The organism is Prochlorococcus marinus XMU1404, assembly GCF_017696175.1.
Taxonomy (GTDB): Bacteria; Cyanobacteriota; Cyanobacteriia; order PCC-6307; family Cyanobiaceae; genus Prochlorococcus_A; species Prochlorococcus_A marinus_X.
Map to the genome: position 1 here is coordinate 531,986 of NZ_JAAORE010000001.1, position 23,141 is coordinate 555,126.

Here is a 23,141-nt window from a genome sequence, read left to right on the forward strand (position 1 = left end):
GTTTTTACGAGTAATTCATTCACATTTTGATTAATTATGCCTTTCCAGAGCACAGTAAGCGACTATCAAACAGTTGCAACCCTGGAAACATTCGGTTTTTTACCACCGATGACCCAGGAAGAAATATATGACCAAATTGCGTACATAATTGCTCAAGGTTGGAGTCCAGTTATTGAGCATGTTCATCCTAGTGGATGTATGCAAACTTATTGGTCTTATTGGAAACTCCCATTCTTTGGGGAAAAAGATCTTAACTTGATCGTGAGCGAATTAGAGGCATGCCATAGAGCATACCCTGATCATCATGTAAGAATCATCGGATACGATGCTTACACTCAAAGTCAAGGAACAGCTTTTGTAGTTTTCCAAGGCCGTTAAAGCTACTTATCGTAGTTAATATCTTTCTCCAAAAAAATTTTTTGGAGAAAGTTTTTCAAAAGAGTTTCACATTTGAAGATTATGTCAAAAAAAACCAGTAGAGAGATTGCACTTGAAAGAAGAAAGGCGATGAGTGATAGCGGTAAAAAAGCTGCTGCTTATTCTTCAACCACCAAAGATAGAGTTCGATCTTCTCAAGATACACAAATTTCTGGGACTCAGTCTTCTTCTAATAATCATAATATTTCTAAACCAGCTACAAAGCATATTCCAAAAACTCAGGTAAACAGAAATTCTTCAACAACTTTATCTAGTAAAGAGTTAGTAATAGAGAGAAGAAAAGCAATGTCTACCCATGGGAAATCAGCTATAACTTCATCCGATAGAACCCGTACTGATGTTAAAAAAGAAAGTCCTGTAAACACAGTTAAATCAACTATAAGCAGAAATCAAGAAGTTCAAAATTCACATAATACAGAAATTAAAACATCAAAACCAAACGTTAAAAGAAGAATTAATCAGAAGAGAAAGCCTATTACTAATACTAGTAGAGATATTGTTTTAGCGAGAAGAGAAGCTCAATCTAAGCATGGTAAATCAGCAACTAAACAAAATACCAGTGCAGCTTCTTTAGCTAGAAGGGGAGACCCAGATTTAAGTAGTAGAGAGATTTCTCAGAGAGTGAGAGAGCTAAGAAGTAAAACTGGTGCTACAGGCAAAAAAGGTAATGGTAAATGTAGACCATGTGGTCCAAATAAAAATGGGTCCAAACAAAATATTGCGGATGCTAGCTGGAAAGTTGGTAAAAGTGAAACTGATTCAGGTCAAATAGTTACCGGAACACAAGCTAATAGATCTGTAAAAACTACAGGTAATGAAGCAAGTACATGCAGAACTGTCACTGGTACTCAATATATGGGAGCAGAAGTAGTTGACCAATTTTGTCAAGATAGACAAAGTTATAAACAACCACTTAGATCTACAGTTACCTCTACAACATCAGGTAATAAAGTAACTGGAAATGAAGTTGGTAGATCTGAAAGGGTCACAGGCGATGAGCCAGGGACTTGTAAAAATCTTACAGGTACTGAATATGTATCTGCTAATCAATCACAGAAGTATTGTGGCGATGTTCCAAAAAATCCTTCAAAGGTTAAACATAGTACTACAAATGATGGATTAAAAGTATCTGGATCACTTCCAGGTAGATCAACCCTAGTTACTGGAGATGAATCAGGTTCTGGACATCAATTAACTGGAGATCAATATCTTGGCTCTGAGCCAAATCCAAAAGGTAAAGCATTTGAAAAAGTAGGCAGTTACAACACTCTTAATGGGAACAATGTAACTGGTACAGGGGTTGGAAGATCAGACCATATGACAGGCAATGAACATGGGAGTTGTAAGAATGTAACTGGCGATGAGTACATAGGATCTCAACAATATGAGAAGTTTTGCGTTTCAAAACCAAAACCAGAAGCTAGAAAAGTAGGTTTAAGCCTTTCTTCAAAGTCAAATTTAATAAGCGGCACTATGACAGGAAGATCAGAAATAGTAACTGGAGATGAACCAGGTTCATGCAAAGTGTTAACAGGAACACCATACGCAGGTTTAGATCAGATTAATGAAAATTGTAGTACTGAGATTTCAGAAGATATGAAATCCCGAGCAACAGTTAATTCTGGAAATAATTCAAATGCCAGACTTACAGGACAGCAACCAGGAATTGGCGGAGTAATGACAGGTGCTAAGAAAGGTGCTTGTAAAAATCTAACAGGTACTCCCTATGTTGGTGGAGATCAGCTCTCACAAGCTTGTGATAATCCTCCACAAGATGCGGCTTATGCGAATCCGGAAAAGTCGGCAGGTAACTCTTGGAAGGAATTCTCTGTTAAATCACCATCAAGAGATAAATATTCTGAAAAAAATACTCAAGGTGTTACAGGTAATGAATATGAAAATGGTTCAAAGGTAACAGGACCTTTTGATATGGCAGTTGATAAGGTCACTGGCACTGAAAAATTTAGGTTTGAACCGAATAAAAATATAACGTATAAACAAAAAATGGAAATTGAAGAGGTTGATCGTGCTGCAAATACACCAGAGAAAAGAGTCGCTTCTAGGATTACTGGTGAAGGACAATCAGTGGGAAATGTAACTGGTGATGATTGGGATCGTGGTGATAAGGTGACAGGTACAGAGGGAGCTTCTTCAAGAAAGAGAAATCCATCAAGAGCAGGTTTTATTAGCGCAATGCCCCCTTTAGAGGTTAAGAGAAATGAGGATGTAGAAAAACCGGATTTCTTGGTAACTGGATCTAGTGGTAATACTCGTGAAGGACAACTTGTTACCTTTTCAGGTGGTGCAAGAGGTTAATAAATAATGCCTTTAAGAGGACTGGCTAAAGCCAAGAACTTCACATTGGGGCCAACAGCTCCAATGAAAACTTTTACGGAAAATATTCATATACAAACTAAAGAATCAAATAATTTTAGAAATTCTGGAAATTCTCACAAATTAACTAATAATATTCAAAATGAAAATCTATTTAAGTATGAAAGCAAAATAAAAAGTGATTTTGACAAGATTGTTCCAACTCTTAAGGAAATTGCCCGAATACAACATCATGAAGATTTTATAGCAAAGGCTCAGACAATATCTAGAAAAAATTTAGGAATAGATTTACCCCTTCATGTATTAGATAAATCTTGGGTTAAACCTCTTGATATAAGAGCTTTATATGCATGGTGTTCTTTCAAACAGCATGAGAAACTCAGTGATAATTTTTTTAAAAACGATCCACTTGAAGGTGCTAAAGGAAGTAGGGATGCGGAAGATTTTGAGAAATTTCTTTTAGATTGTGGAATACATTTACTTGATATAACTCCTTGTTCAGATGGGAGATTAGCTCATTCAGTTGCTTATGTTATGAGAATACCTTTTAGTTCAGTAAGAAGAAGATCCCATGCTGGAGCACTGTTTGATATTGAAAATACAGTAAATCGATGGGTAAAAACTGAACATAAAAGATATAGAGAGAATATTCCTAATGAAGCTCATAAAGATACTAGGTACTTAAAAGTTGTAACTTATCATTTTAGTTCAGTAGATCCTCTTCATCAGGGATGCGCAGCTCATGGAAGTAATGACGAGTTAGCTGCAAGAGAAGGTAGAAATAAACTATATGCTTTCAAAGAGGCTGTAGAGAATAGCTTTTGCTGCGGTGCATCTGTGGATTTAATGTTGATTGGACTTGATACAGACACTGATTCATTAAAAATTCATTTGTCAACTAGCGATGGCAATATAGATTTAGAAAAAACTATTTCTACATTAGATATTTATAATTCAACGATAAATTTTTCGAAAGAGGATGCAGAGAAAGAAATTTGTCAAATAATTTCTACGAATTCTTCAAAAGATAAACTCCAGGGTCTGGAAAAATTTATGTATAAATTAATTGTCAATAATATTTCTCAAATTGACTATGTTAAAAGTTTTCATAATGGTTCTTATGAAGATATTGGTCATGCAGAGAGGTTTATTGGAGTTGGTATTGGTTTCAAAGAAGTTCATCTCAGAAATTTAACTTATTTTGCTCATTTAGATACAGTCGAAGAAGGGGCTCCAGATTTAGATGTAGGAGTGAAGATTTTTACTGGATTAAATGTTTCTCAAGATCTACCTATTCCAGTAGTTATAAGATTTGATTACTCTGGCAAAGTACCCGGTGCAAAAGAGAGAGCAATAAATGATTGTGAAAGAGTTAATAATGCGATATCAATTAGATATAAAGATTTAGTTGATCAAGGTTTTCTACATACTTGCTCTACTATTAGAGATAGGGACGACATTCATTCCGCCCAAATTATTGGAATGTCTTTAGATAAAAAATCAGAGGAGGCTCACTAGTTATGTTAATTTGCAAGGTTGTAAAACCACTTGTTTCTACCAATAGGATTCCTGGTTTTGAACATAAACATCTACAAGTTGTATTGGATGGTACTTCAAGTAAAGTTGCTGTAGATGCCGTCGGCTGTAAACCAGGAGATTGGGTCATTTGTGTTGGAAGTTCTGCCGCTAGGGAAGCTGCAGGAAGCAAATCGTATCCAAGTGATTTAACTATTGTAGGAATAATAGATCATTGGGATCCTGACAAAGCTTAAAAATAGGAGGAAGAAATCGTGGAAATCATGAAGGTACTTGGAAGAATGGTATGTACTCAAAGAGTTGCTGGCTTAGGCCATATGAATTTAAGAATTTTGGAAAATAATAAGGGAAAGAAGTTAGTTGCTGTTGATCCTGTAGGCGCGAGAGAGGGTAACTGGGTTTTTACTGCTAGCGGTTCTGCTGCAAGATTTGCTTGCCCTAATCCAGAAGTTCAAACCGATTTAACTATTGGCGGGATTATTGATTATTGGGAGAATGAATAAATACTTCAACTAAAAAAATTTTTTGAGAAACTTTGTTGACTGTATAGTGTAATTATTCCTGAATAAAGAATTAAATGTGGAATGAAAGAGAATCACCTTCAAGGATTGAAAAAAGATTTGAATTTGAGGAATACTCAAAAATAAGCAAATTTATGGGGAAAATTGAGAAATTATGTAAAGAAAAAGAAATCTATCCAAATATCAGTTTTGGTAAAAATTTTGTTAGTCTTTCAATATTTTTAGATAGTAAAGAAATATCTATTAAAGAAAAAGAATTTTCAAAGGATATAGATACATTTTATTTGGAAGATTAATCCTTTCAATAATTATTAGGCTTAGCAATATCTCTTTTGATTAAAGCCATCAAATATGTAGGCGCTTTATATCTTCCTGGCAGGCATCTATTTAGAGTTTCTAGATGTCCCCAGCATACTGTCTTTTCTATATCTTTTACTGAATTACCTTTTAAGATTAATAGTCTTAGAGCTTTACAAAATAAAGGATAACCTGCTTCTAACTCATCTATATTTAGCTTTGCTGCTGACATAGACTAAAGAGGAATAACCATTTAATAATCTATACAAATATGGTGCATATTTGGATCATATTTCAAATATCTCAATAAATAGAAATTAATCTAGAAATGCAACGCAATCTATCTCAACTAAAACTCCTTTAGGTAGGGATGAAACCTCCACACAGGCCCTTGCTGGAGGATTCTCTACGTTGAAAAAATCACTATATATTTGATTGACGATTTGAAAATTACTTAGGTCGGTCAAGTAAATAGTTGTTTTTATTATATGCTCTATTTTTGCTCCACCGGCTTTAAGAACCGCTTCTAGATTTTTTAAAACTTGAATAGTTTCCTTTTTTATATCACCCAAACATGTTATTTCATTTGAAGCTGGGTCTATAGCAATTTGGCCAGAACAATAAATAAAATCACCGGCTTTTATTGCTTGATTATAAGGTCCGACTGGATCTGGAGCGTTCGATGTTTTAATTACTTGCTTTGTGGACATTTGTTTAAGAAGATACCAATCTATTTAAACCCATAAATCTTTATTTGCTCTTAAATAAGTAAATTCTTCCAAATTTCTTGCTCTTAAGAAAAGATTTATTTTCATCTCATCAACTAGTAAAAATGGAATTGTCAATTCTTTAAGAGAAAGTTTTTTCTCAACTTCCGAAAGTTTATTTTTTATATCTTGATCCTCAGGCTTAAGATGCAAAGCCCACAATAGATTTGCCTTAGTATATTCATGTGCACAATATATAAGAGTATTTTTTGGTAAGAATTTGATTCTTTCTAGAGATGAATACATTTGTTGATAAGTTCCTTCAAAAATTCTTCCACAGCCTCCAGAAAATAATGTATCACCTATAAAAAGAATAGGATTTGCCCCATTCAAAAAGAAGGAAATATGTGAGCTTGTATGCCCTAATACTTCAATTATTTTTACTTCTTCATCTAGAATATTTAAATTTTCTCCATCCTTTACTGATACATTTTGAAAAGGTATTCGTTTTTTTTCTTTGGAAGAAGCAATCACCTTTACATTTGGCCATCTTTCCATTAGTTGTTTTGTCCCACCAATATGATCTGAATGATGATGCGTTTGCAAAATAGCTTTTAAGTGTAAATTATTTTCATCTATGTATTTAATTACTGGTTCGTGTACAGATGGATCTATAACTACAACGGATTTATCTTTTACCCACAACCAAATAACGTTATCATTTAAAACTCTGATTCCTATTATATTTCGAGCTTTATTAAATTCCATTGTTAACTTAGAATTAAGAATGCTTTGAAGAAATTGATCTATGTTTACTATAGCTTTACCTAAAGGAGCTCTGTTAAAAGATTCAATTTCAACTTTTAAAAGAGCTGGATTAGATTTTTCTGCAGCATTGGACGAAAATAATAGATCATTAACCTTTGAATCAAATTGCAAACGGGCTAAAGCATTATTAGTAAGAAATGGAGATGTCCCCGTTTACGTTAGTTATGGCCAAGCTGATTTGGGTATTGTTGGGTATGATGTCCTACTCGAATCTGAATTAAAAGTCGCAAAATTATTAGATTTAGGATTTGGGGGTTGTCATATGTCGTTGGCGGTTAAGAAAAATAGCAATTATTCCAAACCAACTGATCTTCCAGCTAATTGTAAAGTAGCAAGTAAATTTACAAAAACAGCAAGATCTTATTTTGATGAATTAAATATACCTGTAGAAATAGTTCATTTGACAGGATCAGTAGAGCTTGGTCCTCTTACAGGTATGGCAGAAGCAATAGTTGATTTGGTTGCAACTGGAAAGACTCTTCAAGAGAATGGTTTAATTAAAATAGACGATCTTTTCTACTCGACTGCAAGACTAATAGGAAATCCTTTATCTATGAGGTTAGATGATAATCATCTCAGAGATACGATTTTATCAATAGAATCAACTAATGCTCTATAGAAGATTAGTTAAATGTTTTTTAATGATTTTAGAAGGATTAAAAAGTTAGGTAAATATTTAACAAAAGACAAAAAAGCAATCTACTTGATCTTAATAGTTTTATTACCCGTATCATTCTCTGGAGCTATTCAACCACTATTAGTAGGCCAGGCAATTACTATTCTTAAAAATGAAAGCACAGATGTTTGGTTAAGTAAAACTTTCTTTGGGCAATCAATAAATGCAATAATCTTAACTTTATTTATAACTGTTTTATTTAGGTTAGTTTTGCAAGGATATCAAACTTACAATATCCAAGCAGTTGGTCAACGTTTGACAGCAAGGATAAGAAGAGAACTTTTTGATCATTCGATATCATTATCTCTTAACTATCACGACAAAATGCCTGTAGGGAAATTGTTAACGAGATTAACTAATGATGTTGACGCTCTAGCCGAGGTTTTTGGTAGTGGGGCGGTTGGAGTCATTGCTGACTTTGTTAGTCTGATCGTAATTTCTTTGACAATGCTCTCAATTGACCGAGGACTTGCGATTTTATTACTCTTAACTCAAATCCCAGTTTCATATTTCATTATTTGGCTTCAAAAACGTTATAGAAAGGCTAATTATCAAGTAAGAGAAGAATTATCTCAACTTAACTCTGATTTTCAAGAGAATCTTCAAGGTTTAGAAGTAGTACAGATGTTTAGAAGAGAGGGTTTTAATAGCAAGAAATTTTCTAATACTGGACTTGCTTATAAAAGAGCAGTAAATGGAACAATATTTTATGACAGTAGCATTTCAGCATTTATAGAGTGGATTTCACTTGCCGCAGTTTCCTTAGTTTTAGCAGTTGGAGGGTATCTGGTTACCTCTGGAAATATTGGCTTAGGCACATTAACAACTTTCATTTTATATTCCCAAAGACTATTTGAACCTTTAAGACAACTAGCAGAAAGATTTACTCAGATTCAAGGAGGTCTTACAGCTGTCGAGAGAATAAATGAATTATTAGATGAAGAAATTCAGATTAAAGACTCTATTTCTGAAAAGCATTTTTCGCAAGATTTTCAAAATTTAAATAAGAAATTTAAGGGAAAAATCGAATTCAGGAATGTTAGTTTCTTCTACAAAGAAGGAGAGCATATCCTAAAAGATTTATCTTTCTTGATAAATCCAGGAGAGCATGTAGCTTTCGTAGGCCCAACTGGTTCAGGTAAAACAACCATAATTAGATTATTATGTAGATTATATGAACCTCAATCAGGCGAAATTTTAATCGATGATATAGATATAAAAGATATTCCTATCGCAACCCTTAGAAATATGTTGGGAGTCGTTTTACAAGATACATTTATCTTTAGTGGAAATGTTGCAGATAATTTGAAACTAAATGCGAATATAGACAATTTTGAATTAGAAATTCTTTGTAAAGAATTAGGGTTAAATAGTTTGTTAAAAAAATTACCAAATGGTTTGAATACCTTTCTTAGAGAAAGAGGAGGTAATCTGTCTTCTGGGGAGAGACAACTTCTTTCAGTAGCTAGGGTGGCGATTAGAAACCCTGTCGTTTTGATAATGGATGAAGCTACAGCATTTATGGATCCTTCTACAGAAGCCACTTTGCAGAAAGATCTTGAAAGAATTCTTACAAAAAGAACAGCATTAGTAATAGCGCATAGACTGGCAACTATTGAAAGTTCTGATAAGATTTTAGTTTTAAAAGGGGGATCATTAGTTGAAGAGGGGACACATAATGAATTAAGACTGAAAAAGGGTTTGTATTTTCAGCTCTCTGAGCTTCAACAAAAAGGATTTGCGAATTTTTAATGATTTTCAGAAACCAAGGGCCCTCAATAAAAAAATCTAACAACATACCTAAAGATGAACTTTCAGATATTTATGGTGTGAATTCTTATGAATTTACTCAAAAAAATAAAGAAGAGATTTTTGTATGTAGTAGAAGCAAAGAGTTAGATCTAATAGAGCTAGATCAACTCTTGCAAACTGTTGGTTGGAGCAGAAGGCCAATAAGAAGAGTTAAAAGAGCTTTGGATTTTAGTATTTTGGTGGTTGGATTATGGCGTCACGATGATAAATTTCCTAGGCTAGTAGGCTTTGCAAGATGTACTGGAGATGGAATCCTAGAGGCAACAGTGTGGGACGTAGCTGTTAATCCTGTCTATCAAGGCCTTGGATTAGGAAAAGAGTTGATGAAATATATCTTAAAAGAATTAAAAAATATTGGGATTTCAAAAGTTACTCTCTTTGCTGATGCGGAAGTGGTTTCATTTTACAAAAGACAAGGTTGGACATTAGAGCCAAGAGGTTCTAAATGTGCTTTTTGGTATGCAAATTAATTATTTTTTGTAGTAGTCAGAATAGATAGATTTTGTCGATTCGCCTTTTAACCACCTTCTTCTATAGTTCCAGTTCTTTATCGCTTGGAGCAAAATATTGGTTTTTTCCCATTTTCTTGAACTTATAAAAATGGGTAAATTTAATTGTTTTAAATCTTTTTTATTGTTTAATCTCCTTAAAAAATCTACGTCTTCCATTAGAGGTATCTTTCTAAAACCATTATTCTTAAGGTAGTTAGTTCTATGAATTATTAAACCTTGGTCACCATAAGGTTTTTTAAAATATTGACTTCTCAAATTTACAAGAATCTCTAGGAATCTGTAAATTATCTTTTTGTGATTAATTTTAAATTTAAAATAGTAAATATACTTCTTGTCGCCCCTTAAGATTGAATTTATTTTCCTAAACCAATCATGAGTTAATCTCGTATCAGCATGTAAAAATATTAGCCATTCCCCTTTTGAATTCTTAGCACCAATATCTAGTTGTAAACCTCGATTTTTTTCTTTGGATTTATATACTTTCGCCCCATAAATCTTTGCTAGATCAATTGTTTTATCTTTACTGCCGCAGTCAACAATAATAATTTCTCCATCTTTGTGAATAATCGACAAGTCTGAAAGCAATAATGGCAAGTTATTGGCTTCATTGATAGTTGGAATAATAATTGAGATGTTCGACAAATTGATTACTTTCTTTTTTCAATATCAATTATTGTATCTATATCTGTTTTTTTATTTAAAAACTTATATTTTAATTTTGTAGAGGAAAAATTATCAATTGTTTTCTGAAGAACATTTTCTTTACTCCAACTTATATTGATAAAAGGTAAGTATGGATGTCTTGATATTATTTTTGTTGATAAGCCAATAAGCCAATAACCTCCATCATTGGATGGCCCTAAAATAAGATCATTATGTTTTAGCTCTCTTAAAGTAGTTAATAAATCTAAGTGGCATAAATCTGGTAGGTCAGTACCAATAAAAATAATATTTTTTATCTTATTTTGATCACAATATTTTTTGTTGATAATTATTTGCCTTTTCATTTTTTCTCCCAAGCAGCCTTTTCCCTGTAAATTAAACTTTTTAATTCCTAATTCTGTAGACCATCTTTTACAACTCTTTTCCCCTAACCCTGAAATCGCTATAGAAATATCAATTAGCTTAATTTTTTGGAGAGATTTAGCTACTGAAATAGTGTGATTAGTCATTACACTTTGTACTTTTGCAGAATTACTTTTACCTATATCTTTCGCTAATCTTGTTTTGCATCTCCCAAAACCATGCCATTTTGCCATGATAATAAGTAATCCTTTATCCAATACTTCAGAAAGCTTTTTAACAATTATATGTCTATAAAAATAGAAAATTTATTTTTTTTAATTTAGATGATGCTTTGTTAAGTAATTTTAAATTTATCGTGATCTTATGATTTGACAATGGCCAATTATTAAATTCCAACTAGATTAATAATCTACAGAAAAAAATTTTGCAAGCAACTAATCCTATTTGGGCGGAAGTTCAACAATTACTTCAAAAAACTTTAAGTAAGCCTTCATTTGAGACGTGGATAAGGCCTGCTAAATTTGATTGCTTTGAAAAAGGTTTATTGACTTTGATCGCTCCAAACACATTTTCCAGTGATTGGTTAAGGAAGAATTATTGTGAAACTATCGAAAAGGCTGCAAAAGAAATTTGCGGACATGATGTAAAAGTCGTTTTTAAATCTGAAACAAATAGTATCAACGATTTAATAAATAAAGATAACTTAAATGAGAGAAACGTTAATCATATAGCAAAATCTTTTTCTAATAAAAGCCAAGATAACTCTTCAAAAAATCGATCTAAAAATCCTAATGGTTTAAATTTTCGCTACGTTTTTAAAAGATTTGTTGTGGGTCCAAATAGTAGGTTAGCTCACGCTGCAGCTTTAGCAGTTGCCGAATCTCCCGGAAGAGAATTCAATCCTTTATTTATTTGTGGTGGAGTAGGCCTAGGTAAAACTCATTTAATGCAAGCAATAGGTCATTATCGAGTAGAAATTGATCCAGAAGCAAAAGTTAAATATGTATCTACAGAGACTTTTACTAACGATGTTATTAGTGGCATAAGGAGAGATGGAATGACTGCTATTAGAGATAAATATAGAAATGTAGATTTGATCTTAATAGACGATATACAATTCTTGGAAGGTAAAGAGTATACACAGGAAGAATTCTTTCATACTTTTAACGCTCTTCACGAATCAGGAAGTCAAATAGTTATTGCAAGTGATAGACCTCCAAATCAATTATCTGGAATTCAAGAGAGATTGATTTCTAGGTTCTCAATGGGTATGACTGCAGATATTCAACCTCCTGACCTTGAGACTAGGACAGCTATTCTTCAAAAAAAGGCAGAACAAGAGAGGTTGAGTCTTCCAAGAGATTTAATTCAATTTATAGCTGGAAGATTCACTTCGAATATTCGAGAATTAGAAGGAGCATTTACAAGAGCTGTTGCATTCGCTTCAATTACAGGTTTGCCTATGACAGTTCAATCAATAGCCCCAATGCTTGATCCCAATAGCGTTGGAGTAGTTGTTACTCCAAAACAAGTTATTAATAAAGTTTCAGATTTCTTTAAAGTTTCTACCGATGAATTGATAAGTTCAAGTAGAAGAAAACCCGTAAGTCAAGCTAGACAAATCGGTATGTATCTTATGCGACATGGCACTGATCTAAGCTTACCAAGAATTGGAGATGAATTTGGGGGTAAAGACCATACAACAGTTATGTACGCAATTGAACAAGTTGAAAAAAAATTATCCACTGATCCTAATATTGCTAGCCAAGTTCAAAAAATAAGGGATTTGCTTCAAATAGATTCAAGAAAAAATTCATAATTTATTATAAATGAAATTTTTAGGATCTTGATCATATCTATGCTTGAGGGGTAGCCTATCAATTTCATTGTCATCACTTTGTAATTCAATTTTATTTAATGATTGTCTCAATAACCTTGCAGAAATAATTGGCATATCTCTTGGAACTGAGATCCTATTTTTTAAATATCTTAGAGATTTTCCTGAAAGTTTATCAGGGATTTTTAATTCACCTGTGATCATGTGAGTTAATGCTGATCTTAATGATTCCTCAAAGAATTCTTTATTATATGGGTTAACTTTTAGTAAATTATCTTTATGCTTTATTACTCTTTTTAAAGCAATTTTAGCGTAATATTTTGAATCATATTTTTTATTGAATTCAAAATCACCAAGACCCTCTCCAGTATCTATTGACTCAGAGAAAGCAATCTGTTCTTTATTGGTTTCTTTATAGCATCCTCCCATTTGAGGGGGTAAATCATGAGAGTGCGTATGAAAATCACCCTGTGTACCTGTATAAGCACTTTTCCCTTCAAATTGGGTAAGCCAGTTGTTAACATTTCTATAATTAGATCTTAAATTAAATCCTTTATAGTAAATCAAAGAAGCATTCATTCTTTCCATGTAAGGAATAAAAATAATATCTCCAATACCAGGTTCAATTTCACTTGAATGAGAAACTACCGGATCAACAAACCCTGATTCTGATCTACTTAGGATTTCATCAAATTTGCAAATAGATTCTTCCAATCTTTTTTTTCTAAAAGAGTTATCAATAAAATTAAAGCTTTCTCGGCAAAGCCAATTACACCAGGATCTGAAAATTTCCCTTTCCAATTCTCGAGTTTTCCTAAGATGACTTGACGTTATAAGAGACCCAAGTGCTCCAAATTCATTTTCTAAAAAAGCTATGATGTTATCGCTTTCAGTTATTATTTGACCCTTAAATTCAATTGCTGGTAATTTACCCGATCTGACTTTATCAAGGAACCAACTTTCTTTTTGACCATAGCAAAACATATTTATTTTTTTGACTCTATATGGAATTCTTTTGAATTCAAGCCATAACCATATTTTCTGACAGTAAGGACACCAAGAATGCCTATCTCTGTATAAAGTAACTATTACATCATTTTCAGGATGCCCAAATAATCTTAAATTTGCGTAGGAATTATTAATACCATTGACTCTATCAAGATCTTCAATATCAAACTTTTTTAAATCATTCCATGTCAAAATCCCATTCATTATTAGTGTTAAAGCTATAAACTAAAGTTATAATAAATGATTAAAAAAAGTCTTGGAATTTGAATTTGATTTAATTGTTGTTGGTGCAGGATCAGGGGGACTGGCGGCTGCTAAACGCGCTGCTAGTTATGGCGCAAAAGTTGCAATCATAGAAGTAAATAAAATAGGAGGAACTTGTGTAATAAGGGGATGTGTTCCAAAAAAATTGATGGTTTATGCAGCCAAAAGTAAAAAAAATATAGATTCTTCTGAAGGATATGGATTAAAAAGTGAAGGTATTAATTTTGAATCAAAAGTTTTACTTAAGAATATTAGAGAGGAGGTTGCCAGATTAAGTAATTTACATAGAAATTCTTTAAACAAATTGAATATAACTATTTTTGAGGGCTTAGGAAGATTTGTAACTCAAAATGAATTAGAAATAATTTGCCCAAAAACAAGAAATATTATAGATAAAATAAGTTCAAAGAAAATTCTTATTTCAGTTGGAGGTAAACCAAAGAAATTGAATATTCCTGGGATAGATTTAGCATGGACTAGTGATGATATTTTTGAATTAGAAAAGTTTCCCAAATCAATTTTAATAGTTGGGGGAGGATATATCGCTTGTGAATTTGCTTCTATTTTTAGGAATTTAGGAACTGAAGTTACTCAATTAATTAGAGGTCAACGTTTACTTAATGGTTTTGATGAGGATCTATCTTCATGCTTAGAAGAATCACCTACTTTTACTGGAATAAATATAATCTCCAATAATCAATTAATATCTATCAAAAGAGTAAATGGAGATCTTCAATCTTCGTTGGACTCAGGTGACAAAATATTTACTAATAATATACTTATTGCTACTGGTAGAGAGCCAAATCTTTTACCTTTGAATTTAGATTTTTTAAATCTAAAAATGGATGGCCAATTTTTAGATGTAGATGAACTTAATCAAACAAGCAACGCTAATATTTATGCCGTTGGAGACATCATAAACAGACCAAACTTAACTCCAGTAGCAATTGAACAAGGTAGAGTCTTTTCGGATAATTTTTTTAATGACCAAAAAAGAAAAGTAAATTATGAAAATATCCCTAAGGCCGTTTTCACTATTCCAGAAATCTCAACAGTTGGTTTAAGTGAGGAGAGAGCGAAACATGTTTACTCTGAGGAAAATATAAAAGTTTTCAAATGTAAATTTACACCTATGTCTAACACTTTTAAAGAGAATAAATCAAAATGCATGTTAAAAATTGTAGTTAATAAACTAACTGATAAGGTACTAGGATGCCATATGTTTGGAGAAACATCATCTGAGATCATTCAAATGGTATCAATTGCATTAAACGCTGGCATCACAAAAAAAGATTTTGATATTACTATGGCTTTGCACCCAACCATTTCAGAAGAATTTGTGACAATGTATAGATAAAATTATGATTTAGAAAATTTAAATTTTTCTTGAGATAATAGAATTATAATAAGTGATGTAAAGTAAAAAATTAAACCTATCCTTAATTCATAAAGATAATTAAATCTATTCAAAAATAGTATCTTATCTAAAATATAAAAAATATAAAGATTAAGTAAAATAAATCCTTCAATTCTGGTGATTTTCCCTTTGCTCCAAAAAATTGGTAAGCACGCAAAAGTAGTTAAAACCATAAAAGGTAAGTCAACTTTTATTAAGCTTTGTTCAATTTCTAAACCTTTAAATCCTGAAAAAATACTACAACTTCCAAGTATTAGAAGTTGATTGAGCAAATTGCTTCCTATTACATTCCCAATAGCAAGATCAGTTTTTCCTTTAAATGCCGCAATTATTGAAGTTACTAATTCTGGCAATGATGTTCCAGTAGCGACAATAGTTAACCCAATAACAACTTCATTTACACCTAAAAGAGTAGCGAGAGTTTGAGAACCGTTTACTAAAATATTTGAACCAAAGCTTAAAAGAAATATTCCTAATATAAACTTCACTAAAATATTCACCCTCCCTTTATAGTTATCTTTGAATTCTTCTATCTCTGGTTCAGCATCTTTTGTATCCTCTTCTTTCTCATTGATAGTATTAATTTCCCATATTGTATTTAAGACTAAACATAATATTAGAAAGATCCCTGCTTGGAATGTTAATAAGCCTGTTGATGACATTGCCCAAACCGCACAAGAAATAGCCATTAATAGAGGGACATCTCTTCTGACTATTCTACTTTTTACCTTAAGTGGTGTTATTAGTGAGCTGATACCTAAGACTACAAGAACATTGAAAATATTGCTTCCTATTACATTGCTAGCTGCAATCGAATCACTGCCTTTTAAAATTGAACCTAAACTAACCAACAATTCAGGAGAGCTTGTGCCGAGTGAAACAACTGTTAAGCCAATAACTATTTGAGGTATTCCTAAAATCAAAGATAAATATATAGCTCCTTGAATAAAGAACTCTCCTCCTATAAAAAGTAAAACTACTCCTAAAAATATTTCTATTATTGGGAATAAAAAATAACTCATATACAAGTTTTTTTAGATAATTAGATTTTTCAACTATCCTCGAATATCTATAAATTATTGTCAATTTTAATTTGTTGTTAAAATTGACTAAATAGTAAAAATTTTGAAGACATTAACCATAATAAAACCTGATGATTGGCATTTACATTTAAGAGAGGGTCTTGTATTAAAAAATATCATTCATTTTACCTCAGAATTTTTTGGAAGAGCTATCGTAATGCCAAATACTAAAAATCCCATAACATCTATCCGAAGCGCTATTTCTTACAAAAAATTTATAGTTGAAGCTTTACCAGAAAATTCTAAGTTTGAACCATTAATGACAATGTATCTTACAGATGAGACTGATAAAGGAGAATTAATCAATGGTTTCAAAAATAATGTCTTTTTCGCAGCAAAATTATATCCCGCTAATGCTACAACTAATTCCAGTCATGGAGTTAAGAAAATAGAAAATCTATATAAGATCTTTGAATCAATGCAAGATTCTGGGATTCCTCTTCTAATTCATGGGGAAGTGAATGATTCTAAAGTAGATGTATTTGATAGAGAAGAGGTTTTTATAGATAGAGAACTTTCACAAATAACTAAAAGATTTCCGAAATTAAAAATTGTTTTAGAACATATAACCACCTCTTATGCTGTGGATTTTGTTCAACAAAATAATATTGGAGCTACTATTACTCCTCATCATTTGCACATAAATAGAAATGCAATGTTTTTTGGAGGCTTAAATAGTGATTTTTACTGCTTACCTGTTGCTAAAAGGGAAAATAATAGAATAGCTTTGAGGAAAGCTGCAACAAGTGGGAAAGAATGTTTTTTCTTGGGAACTGACTCTGCTCCACATCTTAGAAAATGGAAGGCTTTTTGTGGTTGTGCAGGTATTTTTAATTCGCCAGTTGCGATAGAAAGCTATTTAACTGTATTTGAAGAGGAAAATGCTTTAGATAATTTTGAGAAGTTTGCAAGTTTAAATGGAGCTAATTTTTATAATGTGCCCCCAAACAAAGAAAGATTAAAATTAGTCTCTAAACCTTATAAAATAAAAGAATATATTGATGTTTTGGAAGGAAAAAATATTGTCGGACAAATAAAACCATTTCATGCAGGGGAAACTTTACAATGGCAAGTAGAAGGGATAGTAAATTAAATAATTAAAGTTATTCTTATCATTCATTAGAAGTGTAAATTTCCCAATTTTTCTTGGTTAATTGGGTTACTTTCGGCTACGATGGAAAAGCGCAAATTCCTTTTGGGAGTGTGGCGGAATTGGTAGACGCGCCGGACTTAAAATCCGTCGAGCGATTTAGCTCGTGGGGGTTCAAGTCCCCCCACTCCCATTATTTAATTATTTATTTTTAGTTCTGACGATAACTTCCTATAGTTGTTATGTTTTAACTAAGCAACCATAAATCAAAATGGAAAGTATTTTTAATAATTCATTTGCAACTTTAATTGCTTATATTGGAGTTATTTCCATCTATTTGTTGGTCATTCCATTATTTCTGTTTTACTGGATGAATAATAGATGGAATGTAATGGGCAAATTTGAAAGATTAGGAATTTATGGACTTGTATTTCTTTTCTTCCCAGGTTTAATTTTATTCTCTCCATTTTTAAATCTTAGATTAAGAGGAAGTGATAAAGGGTAAATAATTGACTAAAGGTAAAGTTATACAAATAGGTATATTTGTCTCATTAATAGGCTTAATTAGTTATGAATTTGCTCCGCAAATTGGAATCAATAATTTTACAGCCACTACTATCTCAAGTTGTATCTTAATTTTGATTGTTATTACCTGGGTAACATCTTATATTTATAGAGTTGTAAATGGAAAAATGACGTTTATGGAACAAAGGAAGCGTTATAGAAAAGAGTATGAAAAAGTTGTTAATGATAAACTAGAAACTAAGTTCAACTCATTGTCAAAGAAAGAGCAGGAAAAACTAATGGAAGATTTAGAAAAAAATCCATAAATTTTTCATAGAAAAGAATCTAAAATTCATGAAAGATAACAAAATGCAAATTACTGAAAATGAATCTTTTTCAAAGGTAGATAAGAAGTTTTATGAGTTAAAAAATAATAAAAAATTAGCTTTGATGCCTTTCATAATGGCTGGGGATCCCAATATTGAAGCAACCTCTGAGATCTTATTAAAGTTACAAGAAAATGGAGCTGACCTTATAGAATTAGGCATCCCATATAGTGATCCACTTGCAGACGGACCTGTTATTCAAGTGGCTGCCTCTCGCGCCTTAAAGTCAGGTACTACCCCAAAAAAGGTAATTACACTTTTAGAGTCTTTAAAAGGTAAGTTAAATATTCCTATCATACTTTTTTCTTACTTAAATCCTTTACTATGTTTTGGCTTTGAACAGTTTTGTGAGATGTCATCTAATGCTGGAGTTTCTGGACTAATAATTCCTGATCTCCCTTTAGAGGAAGCTTATAAATTTTCTAAAATAGTTAGTAATCATCTTATGGACTTGATTTTGTTAGTCGCTCCAACTACTCCTTTTGAGAGAATGAAACAAATATCCAATCATACAAAAGGGTTTACTTATTTAGTGAGTGTTACAGGTGTCACTGGTGAGAGAAACAAGATGGAAAATAGAGTAGAAAATCTTATTGCTAAATTGAAAGAGGTAAATACTAATCCAATTGCTGTTGGTTTTGGTATATCCACCCCTGAACATGTTAATAAAGTTCGTGAATGGGGAGCAGATGGAGTAATTATTGGTAGCGCATTTGTAAAACGAATTTCTAGTTCAAGTGAAAAAGATGTCGTTGATCATGTTGGTGAATTTTGTAAAGATATGCGTTTAGCTGCTGATCAAAAAAAATATAAGAAACTATATTGATAAAAAAAACTTATTAGAAATTTATAAAATTAATTATTCAGTTTATATTTGTTTATCTTTAAGATTATTCAGTTGGTAACAATCTTATTTGTTTTCTTCCAAGTTTAATTTCGAACTCATCACCTGCTTTTAAATCTAAAAGTGCTGTATATGCTTTCCCAATCAAAAGATTTCCGTTCCCTTGAACTGTAGCTATATAACTTAGCTTTCTTCCTCCTTTGCCAATGCCTGCCACTCCAGAGTCGCCAAGATTAACTCCTTTTGCTTCAAGTAGTGCTTCATAAAATGCGGTGAAATTTAGGCGTTCACCTCCATTTTTCTTGGTGGAAACATATCCACAAGCTCGAACAAGGTCAGATTTGCTAACATCACCAAGCTCTTTAACTTTTGCAAGAAGATCACTACCAGTGAGCATAATTAATTAAAAGAAAGTTCTTCTTAAATAAGATAGCAATTTGTGTGTAATATATGCAATTATTAAGTGTATATTTATTCTATTATTTATCTTTAAAAATGGAAAAGTTTGTAGTTTTTGGAGAATACTGTGAAGATGTAATTATAAAAAGGACCCCATTTCGTGAACAACATCTTAATAGACTTAAAACTTTAAAAGATCGTGATATTTTAGTTACTTTAGGACCAACAAAATGTACAAAATATTTGTTTGGAATTTTTAATGCTAATGATGAAAATCAATTAAGAGATTTGATTGAGGAAGATATATATTGGGAAAAAGGTATATGGATTAATTATGATATTTATCCTTGGGTGCAGGCTTTTTAAATAGAATTTATGATATTTTTTAGTATTTTATGTTAGTTATTAAAGTAAAATTTATTTAAAAGAAAATTAGGAAAATATTTTTTATTAATTATTTAATTTTGTATTATGCATAGGATATAAAGCAGTATTTATTTATTAAAAGGTTAGTTTTAAGAGTGATATATTTCTTTAAAAAATTCTCGTTAAGTTTGAAGATTGTTTCTTAATAAAATAGAGAGTTTTGATAAATATTTATTTACTAGTGTCTTGATTTATCTGATTTACTAAAGAGTCTATATCTAATTGATTATAGGGAAGTGTCTGTTGTGTTTCTCGATAATCATTTTTGATATTGTTTAGCCAATTTTGTTCAATTTTTATGAGATTTTTTGCAATATTGAACATGCCGCCTTTTTTATACAATTCTTTAATTTTCAGAATAATCTCAGAGGTTCTGCTCGATTTGATATTTAATTCATTCGCTAAGTCTTTTTGGTTAAATCCATGAGATTTCAACCAATCTTTAATAAAGGAGATAAGCTCTTTTTCTTCCTGTTGAGTTAATCTACTCATTTAATAAAAAGGAAATAACTTATTAAGCTTATTCTCTGCTCTTGCTCTTATTGAAGGAGTCATATATTTGCTCCATATACTAAGTACTGCTGTGAGAGCTACAAAATCATCACTAAAACCAACTAATGGCATAAAGTCAGGGAAAAGGTCAAATGGCATAATTAAATAGGCAAGCGCAGCCATTAATGAAACTCGCACTTGTGCTGGAGTGTAAGGATCTATAGCCATCTCCAAAACTTCTAATGCAGGCTTGGCAATTGTTCTTCCTGCTTTAATAAGAATCTTGATAATAATATTCTCATCAAATGTTGAACTTTCTATAACTTCAGCATCATAAATTTTTTCTTGGGTTTTGTAATTATCTTTCATCTTTATAAATGAAATTTAAATATTTTTTATAGGATTTTTAGCTAATACTATCAACCAACCCATTCTGTATTCCTGCTTTTCTAAGTTTTCTTAAGGCACGTTGAACGACTTGTCGGCAATATTCCCTGCTACAACTCATATGTCTTGCCACTTCAGCTAGAGTCCTCCACTCATTTGAACCGTCTAAACCAAATCTTAGGCTTACTATCTTTCTCTCTTTCTCAGTTAAATTTGCTTTATCTAATAATTTCCAAGCAGAGGCTGTCCTCTCGGCTAATTCGGCTAATTCCATTGGAGGGGTTTGATCACTTGGAAGAATATCTACTAGTTCAGAAGGATCGGACTTTGATTTAACAGTACCTTGGAGACTAACGGTGATGCTTCTCAATTCACAAGAAAGTAGCTCATCAATCTCTTCCTTGGTTATTTTCATTTCCTCAGCTAGCTCACCACTACTGGGTGGAATACCCTTAAGTTGCATAAGCTTTGATTTTGCTGATCTTAATTTCGTGAGCTTCTCATTGATATTAACTGGTATCCTTATAGTCCTACTTTGAGTTGATAATGCTCTATTTAATCCTTGTCTAATCCACCAATAAGCATAGGTGGAAAATCTGTGTCCCCTAGAGGGATCATATTTTTCGACCGCCCTTGTCAGGCCTAATGTCCCCTCCTGAATTAAGTCTAGCAATTCTAGCCCTTTTCCTTGATATCTCTTGGCAAGATTCACAACTAATCTTAGGTTGGCAGTTATCATCTCATTTTTGGCTTTTTCACCAATTTTGATCTTTTTCCGTTCAGCTTCCGAATATTCACAAGCAGGCCCTTTACCACCTGCTTCTTGGCATCTATTAACAAGCACAACCATTTCTTGGACTTTTCTGCCCATAGTGAGTTCTCTTTCGGGAGTCAAAAGTTGATGACGACCTATTTCACCAAGAAAATCGCTTAATGAACTCACGATTTACCTCATTGTTGATATATTTAACTTATAGTCAATTCAGTAATAAGCCATACATGTAATAATTAATTAATAATTAATTAATAATTAATTAATAATTATTAATTAGTTAATTAACATTTTTTTTGTTCAAATTTTTTAAAAAAAATAATCAATTCTAAATTTTAATTATTTAATTTTTTCTTCTTGATTCTAGAACAGCAAGTACATCTCTCCAATCAACTCCTTTATGCATAAGGGCTACTTGGAGATGATAAATTAAATCAGCAGCTTCATTTGAGATTGAATCTTTATCATTATCTTTGCAAGCCATTATAAATTCAGCGGATTCTTCTCCTATTTTTTTTAAAATAGTGTTACTACCTTTTGTAAATAAATGATTTGTGTAACTTTTTTCTGAAGGATTTATTGATCTATCTTTGATGGTATTGAATAATTCAGAACTAATATTTGAGAAGGGAATTGTTTTTTTCTCTTTTTTATTATTTTGATTAATTTGAATTTCGTTGAAAAAACAACTTTTTTCACCAGTGTGACATGCGCCTGAACCATTTTGTTCAATCAATATGATTAGTGCATCATTATCGCAGTCAAATCTTATCTTCTTAAGTATTTGGGTACTTCCACTTGTAGCTCCTTTTCTCCAAATTTCGGATCTTGATCTGCTCCAGTAATGAACGTTTTTGGTCTCAAGAGTCATTTTCAATGATTCTTCGTTCATCCAAGCAAGCATAAGAATTGATCCGTCAAGCCAATCTTGTGCTATTGCAGGGATTAATCCATAATTATCAAAGCGTAGATCTTCTATCGAAAAATTCGTTGAATAAGTCATTATGTTCGTTATGTTAAATCCTGCTCAATGTGTTTTATTCAAAATTATCCTAACAGTTAATTGATGTATATTCATTCTCTGAAATTTTCATGCAGCAAAAGTTACGAGGATTTTCCCTGTTCACATAGGCAATGGCGCCATGAAGGCCACTGCAGATTTGTGCATGGATATTCAAGATCATTCACCTTTTGGTTCACTGCAGAGAAATTGGATCTAAATGGTTTTGTTGTAGATTTTTCAAGTCTAAAGCCCCTTGAAAATAAACTAAAAAAACAATTTGATCATACTTTTTTAATAAACAAAGATGACCCTTTGTTGAATTACTGGGAAAAATTACATGACTTAGATGCTTTAGATCTTAGAATTATGGATAATGTGGGAATGGAGTACACTTCTGAATTGATTTGGAGATGGGCTAATGAATACTTACGAGATAAGGATCAGGGCAGAACATGTTGTTGGAAAACAGAATCAAAAGAAAATAAATCTAATAAAGCAAGTTATGAGAAGATTCCTGATTGGTTCAAATCTTAGATAAAAGTT

The 23,141-nt window shown here is 32.0% G+C and carries 29 protein-coding genes and 1 tRNA gene; 18 read left to right on the forward strand and 12 right to left on the reverse strand.

Features of this window, described 5'->3' with window-relative positions; all coding sequences use genetic code 11:
- Nucleotides 1-36 precede the first annotated feature (36 nt).
- The 6 genes from HA144_RS03040 (at nucleotide 37) to HA144_RS03065 (ending at nucleotide 5,125) form a co-directional block, all read left to right on the forward strand.
- Entirely contained in the window at nucleotides 37-378 is a 342-nt protein-coding gene (locus tag HA144_RS03040) for a ribulose bisphosphate carboxylase small subunit (protein ID WP_011862568.1), read from the forward strand.
- A gap of 81 nt (nucleotides 379-459) precedes the next feature.
- Nucleotides 460-2,754, forward strand: a complete 2,295-nt coding sequence (gene csoS2 / locus HA144_RS03045; protein ID WP_209042304.1) for a carboxysome assembly protein CsoS2 — start codon at nucleotides 460-462, stop codon at nucleotides 2,752-2,754.
- Between the two features lie 6 nt (nucleotides 2,755-2,760).
- Complete coding sequence (locus HA144_RS03050) at nucleotides 2,761-4,290, forward strand: carboxysome shell carbonic anhydrase (RefSeq protein ID WP_209042306.1); 1,530 nt, start codon at nucleotides 2,761-2,763, stop codon at nucleotides 4,288-4,290.
- A gap of 2 nt (nucleotides 4,291-4,292) precedes the next feature.
- Nucleotides 4,293-4,544: a carboxysome peptide A gene (locus tag HA144_RS03055; protein WP_209042308.1), complete on the forward strand. Its 252-nt coding sequence runs from the start codon at nucleotides 4,293-4,295 to the stop codon at nucleotides 4,542-4,544.
- 18 nt (nucleotides 4,545-4,562) lie between these two features.
- On the forward strand, nucleotides 4,563-4,811 hold the full coding sequence (locus tag HA144_RS03060; protein ID WP_209042310.1) for a carboxysome peptide B: 249 nt from the start codon (nucleotides 4,563-4,565) through the stop codon (nucleotides 4,809-4,811).
- Nucleotides 4,812-4,885: 74 nt separating this feature from the next.
- Nucleotides 4,886-5,125 carry a 4a-hydroxytetrahydrobiopterin dehydratase gene (locus HA144_RS03065; protein ID WP_209042311.1) on the forward strand — a complete coding sequence of 80 codons (240 nt, stop codon included), beginning with the start codon at nucleotides 4,886-4,888 and terminating at the stop codon, nucleotides 5,123-5,125.
- A 5-nt stretch (nucleotides 5,126-5,130) separates the two neighbouring features.
- Here the strand turns inward: HA144_RS03065 and HA144_RS03070 are convergent, their stop codons facing one another.
- The 3 genes from HA144_RS03070 to gloB form a co-directional block, all read right to left on the reverse strand.
- A complete protein-coding gene (locus HA144_RS03070) occupies nucleotides 5,131-5,358 on the reverse strand; it encodes a DUF3136 domain-containing protein (RefSeq protein WP_002806681.1) in 228 nt (75 codons plus the stop codon).
- Between the two features lie 85 nt (nucleotides 5,359-5,443).
- A complete protein-coding gene (locus HA144_RS03075) occupies nucleotides 5,444-5,836 on the reverse strand; it encodes a Rid family detoxifying hydrolase (protein WP_209042313.1) in 393 nt (130 codons plus the stop codon).
- Between the two features lie 24 nt (nucleotides 5,837-5,860).
- Nucleotides 5,861-6,601: a hydroxyacylglutathione hydrolase gene (gloB, locus tag HA144_RS03080; RefSeq protein ID WP_209042315.1), complete on the reverse strand. Its 741-nt coding sequence runs from the start codon at nucleotides 6,599-6,601 to the stop codon at nucleotides 5,861-5,863.
- A 40-nt stretch (nucleotides 6,602-6,641) separates the two neighbouring features.
- On the opposite strand from gloB, the gene hisG reads away from it, so the two are divergent.
- Genes hisG through HA144_RS03095 form a run of 3 tightly spaced genes read left to right on the forward strand, consistent with a single transcriptional unit; the run spans nucleotide 6,642 to nucleotide 9,619 of the window.
- Nucleotides 6,642-7,280: an ATP phosphoribosyltransferase gene (hisG, locus tag HA144_RS03085; protein ID WP_209042317.1), complete on the forward strand. Its 639-nt coding sequence runs from the start codon at nucleotides 6,642-6,644 to the stop codon at nucleotides 7,278-7,280.
- A 12-nt stretch (nucleotides 7,281-7,292) separates the two neighbouring features.
- Nucleotides 7,293-9,089, forward strand: a complete 1,797-nt coding sequence (locus tag HA144_RS03090; protein ID WP_209042319.1) for an ABC transporter ATP-binding protein — start codon at nucleotides 7,293-7,295, stop codon at nucleotides 9,087-9,089.
- A complete protein-coding gene (locus HA144_RS03095) occupies nucleotides 9,089-9,619 on the forward strand; it encodes a GNAT family N-acetyltransferase (protein ID WP_209042321.1) in 531 nt (176 codons plus the stop codon). Before HA144_RS03090 ends, HA144_RS03095 begins: the two co-directional genes overlap by 1 nt.
- Here HA144_RS03095 and HA144_RS03100 read toward each other — a convergent pair whose 3' ends face one another.
- Both HA144_RS03100 and HA144_RS03105 read right to left on the reverse strand, forming a co-directional pair.
- Nucleotides 9,620-10,303, reverse strand: a complete 684-nt coding sequence (locus tag HA144_RS03100) for a TIGR04283 family arsenosugar biosynthesis glycosyltransferase (protein ID WP_209042323.1) — start codon at nucleotides 10,301-10,303, stop codon at nucleotides 9,620-9,622.
- Between the two features lie 5 nt (nucleotides 10,304-10,308).
- A complete protein-coding gene (locus tag HA144_RS03105) occupies nucleotides 10,309-10,920 on the reverse strand; it encodes a TIGR04282 family arsenosugar biosynthesis glycosyltransferase (protein WP_209042568.1) in 612 nt (203 codons plus the stop codon).
- 191 nt (nucleotides 10,921-11,111) lie between these two features.
- Between HA144_RS03105 and dnaA the strand changes: the two genes are divergently transcribed.
- Nucleotides 11,112-12,506 (forward strand): chromosomal replication initiator protein DnaA, encoded by a 1,395-nt coding sequence (dnaA, locus tag HA144_RS03110; protein ID WP_209042325.1) that lies wholly within the window; start codon nucleotides 11,112-11,114, stop codon nucleotides 12,504-12,506.
- On the opposite strand, the gene HA144_RS03115 is transcribed toward dnaA, so the two are convergent.
- Complete coding sequence (locus HA144_RS03115; RefSeq protein ID WP_209042327.1) at nucleotides 12,501-13,736, reverse strand: glutathione S-transferase; 1,236 nt, start codon at nucleotides 13,734-13,736, stop codon at nucleotides 12,501-12,503. The genes dnaA and HA144_RS03115 overlap by 6 nt on opposite strands.
- 52 nt (nucleotides 13,737-13,788) lie before the next feature.
- Between HA144_RS03115 and gorA the strand changes: the two genes are divergently transcribed.
- A complete protein-coding gene (gorA, locus tag HA144_RS03120; protein ID WP_209042328.1) occupies nucleotides 13,789-15,153 on the forward strand; it encodes a glutathione-disulfide reductase in 1,365 nt (454 codons plus the stop codon).
- Nucleotides 15,154-15,155: 2 nt separating this feature from the next.
- Here the strand turns inward: gorA and HA144_RS03125 are convergent, their stop codons facing one another.
- Entirely contained in the window at nucleotides 15,156-16,235 is a 1,080-nt protein-coding gene (locus HA144_RS03125) for a calcium/sodium antiporter (RefSeq protein WP_209042330.1), read from the reverse strand.
- A 103-nt stretch (nucleotides 16,236-16,338) separates the two neighbouring features.
- Between HA144_RS03125 and pyrC the strand changes: the two genes are divergently transcribed.
- The 5 genes from pyrC to trpA all read left to right on the forward strand — a co-directional run bounded on the left by pyrC (nucleotide 16,339) and on the right by trpA (nucleotide 19,101).
- Complete coding sequence (gene pyrC / locus HA144_RS03130) at nucleotides 16,339-17,388, forward strand: dihydroorotase (protein ID WP_209042332.1); 1,050 nt, start codon at nucleotides 16,339-16,341, stop codon at nucleotides 17,386-17,388.
- A gap of 104 nt (nucleotides 17,389-17,492) precedes the next feature.
- Nucleotides 17,493-17,578, forward strand: a tRNA-Leu gene (locus HA144_RS03135).
- 78 nt (nucleotides 17,579-17,656) lie between these two features.
- A complete protein-coding gene (locus HA144_RS03140; RefSeq protein ID WP_209042334.1) occupies nucleotides 17,657-17,890 on the forward strand; it encodes an NAD(P)H-quinone oxidoreductase subunit L in 234 nt (77 codons plus the stop codon).
- A gap of 4 nt (nucleotides 17,891-17,894) precedes the next feature.
- Entirely contained in the window at nucleotides 17,895-18,215 is a 321-nt protein-coding gene (locus HA144_RS03145) for a DUF3007 family protein (protein ID WP_209042336.1), read from the forward strand.
- 28 nt (nucleotides 18,216-18,243) lie between these two features.
- Nucleotides 18,244-19,101, forward strand: coding sequence for a tryptophan synthase subunit alpha (trpA, locus tag HA144_RS03150; protein WP_209042338.1), 858 nt, complete (start codon nucleotides 18,244-18,246; stop codon nucleotides 19,099-19,101).
- A 64-nt stretch (nucleotides 19,102-19,165) separates the two neighbouring features.
- Here the strand turns inward: trpA and HA144_RS03155 are convergent, their stop codons facing one another.
- Nucleotides 19,166-19,516 (reverse strand): AbrB family transcriptional regulator, encoded by a 351-nt coding sequence (locus tag HA144_RS03155; RefSeq protein ID WP_209042341.1) that lies wholly within the window; start codon nucleotides 19,514-19,516, stop codon nucleotides 19,166-19,168.
- 98 nt (nucleotides 19,517-19,614) lie between these two features.
- On the opposite strand from HA144_RS03155, the gene HA144_RS03160 reads away from it, so the two are divergent.
- A complete protein-coding gene (locus tag HA144_RS03160) occupies nucleotides 19,615-19,884 on the forward strand; it encodes a YciI family protein (RefSeq protein ID WP_209042343.1) in 270 nt (89 codons plus the stop codon).
- Nucleotides 19,885-20,115: 231 nt separating this feature from the next.
- On the opposite strand, the gene HA144_RS03165 is transcribed toward HA144_RS03160, so the two are convergent.
- The 4 genes from HA144_RS03165 to hisIE all read right to left on the reverse strand — a co-directional run bounded on the left by HA144_RS03165 (nucleotide 20,116) and on the right by hisIE (nucleotide 22,598).
- On the reverse strand, nucleotides 20,116-20,436 hold the full coding sequence (locus tag HA144_RS03165) for a hypothetical protein (protein ID WP_209042345.1): 321 nt from the start codon (nucleotides 20,434-20,436) through the stop codon (nucleotides 20,116-20,118).
- Nucleotides 20,437-20,805, reverse strand: coding sequence for a YkvA family protein (locus tag HA144_RS03170; RefSeq protein WP_209042347.1), 369 nt, complete (start codon nucleotides 20,803-20,805; stop codon nucleotides 20,437-20,439).
- A gap of 37 nt (nucleotides 20,806-20,842) precedes the next feature.
- Entirely contained in the window at nucleotides 20,843-21,766 is a 924-nt protein-coding gene (locus HA144_RS03175; protein ID WP_209042349.1) for a sigma-70 family RNA polymerase sigma factor, read from the reverse strand.
- A gap of 172 nt (nucleotides 21,767-21,938) precedes the next feature.
- Nucleotides 21,939-22,598 (reverse strand): bifunctional phosphoribosyl-AMP cyclohydrolase/phosphoribosyl-ATP diphosphatase HisIE, encoded by a 660-nt coding sequence (gene hisIE, locus HA144_RS03180; protein ID WP_209042351.1) that lies wholly within the window; start codon nucleotides 22,596-22,598, stop codon nucleotides 21,939-21,941.
- A 63-nt stretch (nucleotides 22,599-22,661) separates the two neighbouring features.
- Between hisIE and HA144_RS03185 the strand changes: the two genes are divergently transcribed.
- Nucleotides 22,662-23,132, forward strand: a complete 471-nt coding sequence (locus tag HA144_RS03185) for a 6-carboxytetrahydropterin synthase (protein WP_209042353.1) — start codon at nucleotides 22,662-22,664, stop codon at nucleotides 23,130-23,132.
- The last annotated feature ends 9 nt before the right edge of the window (nucleotides 23,133-23,141 follow it).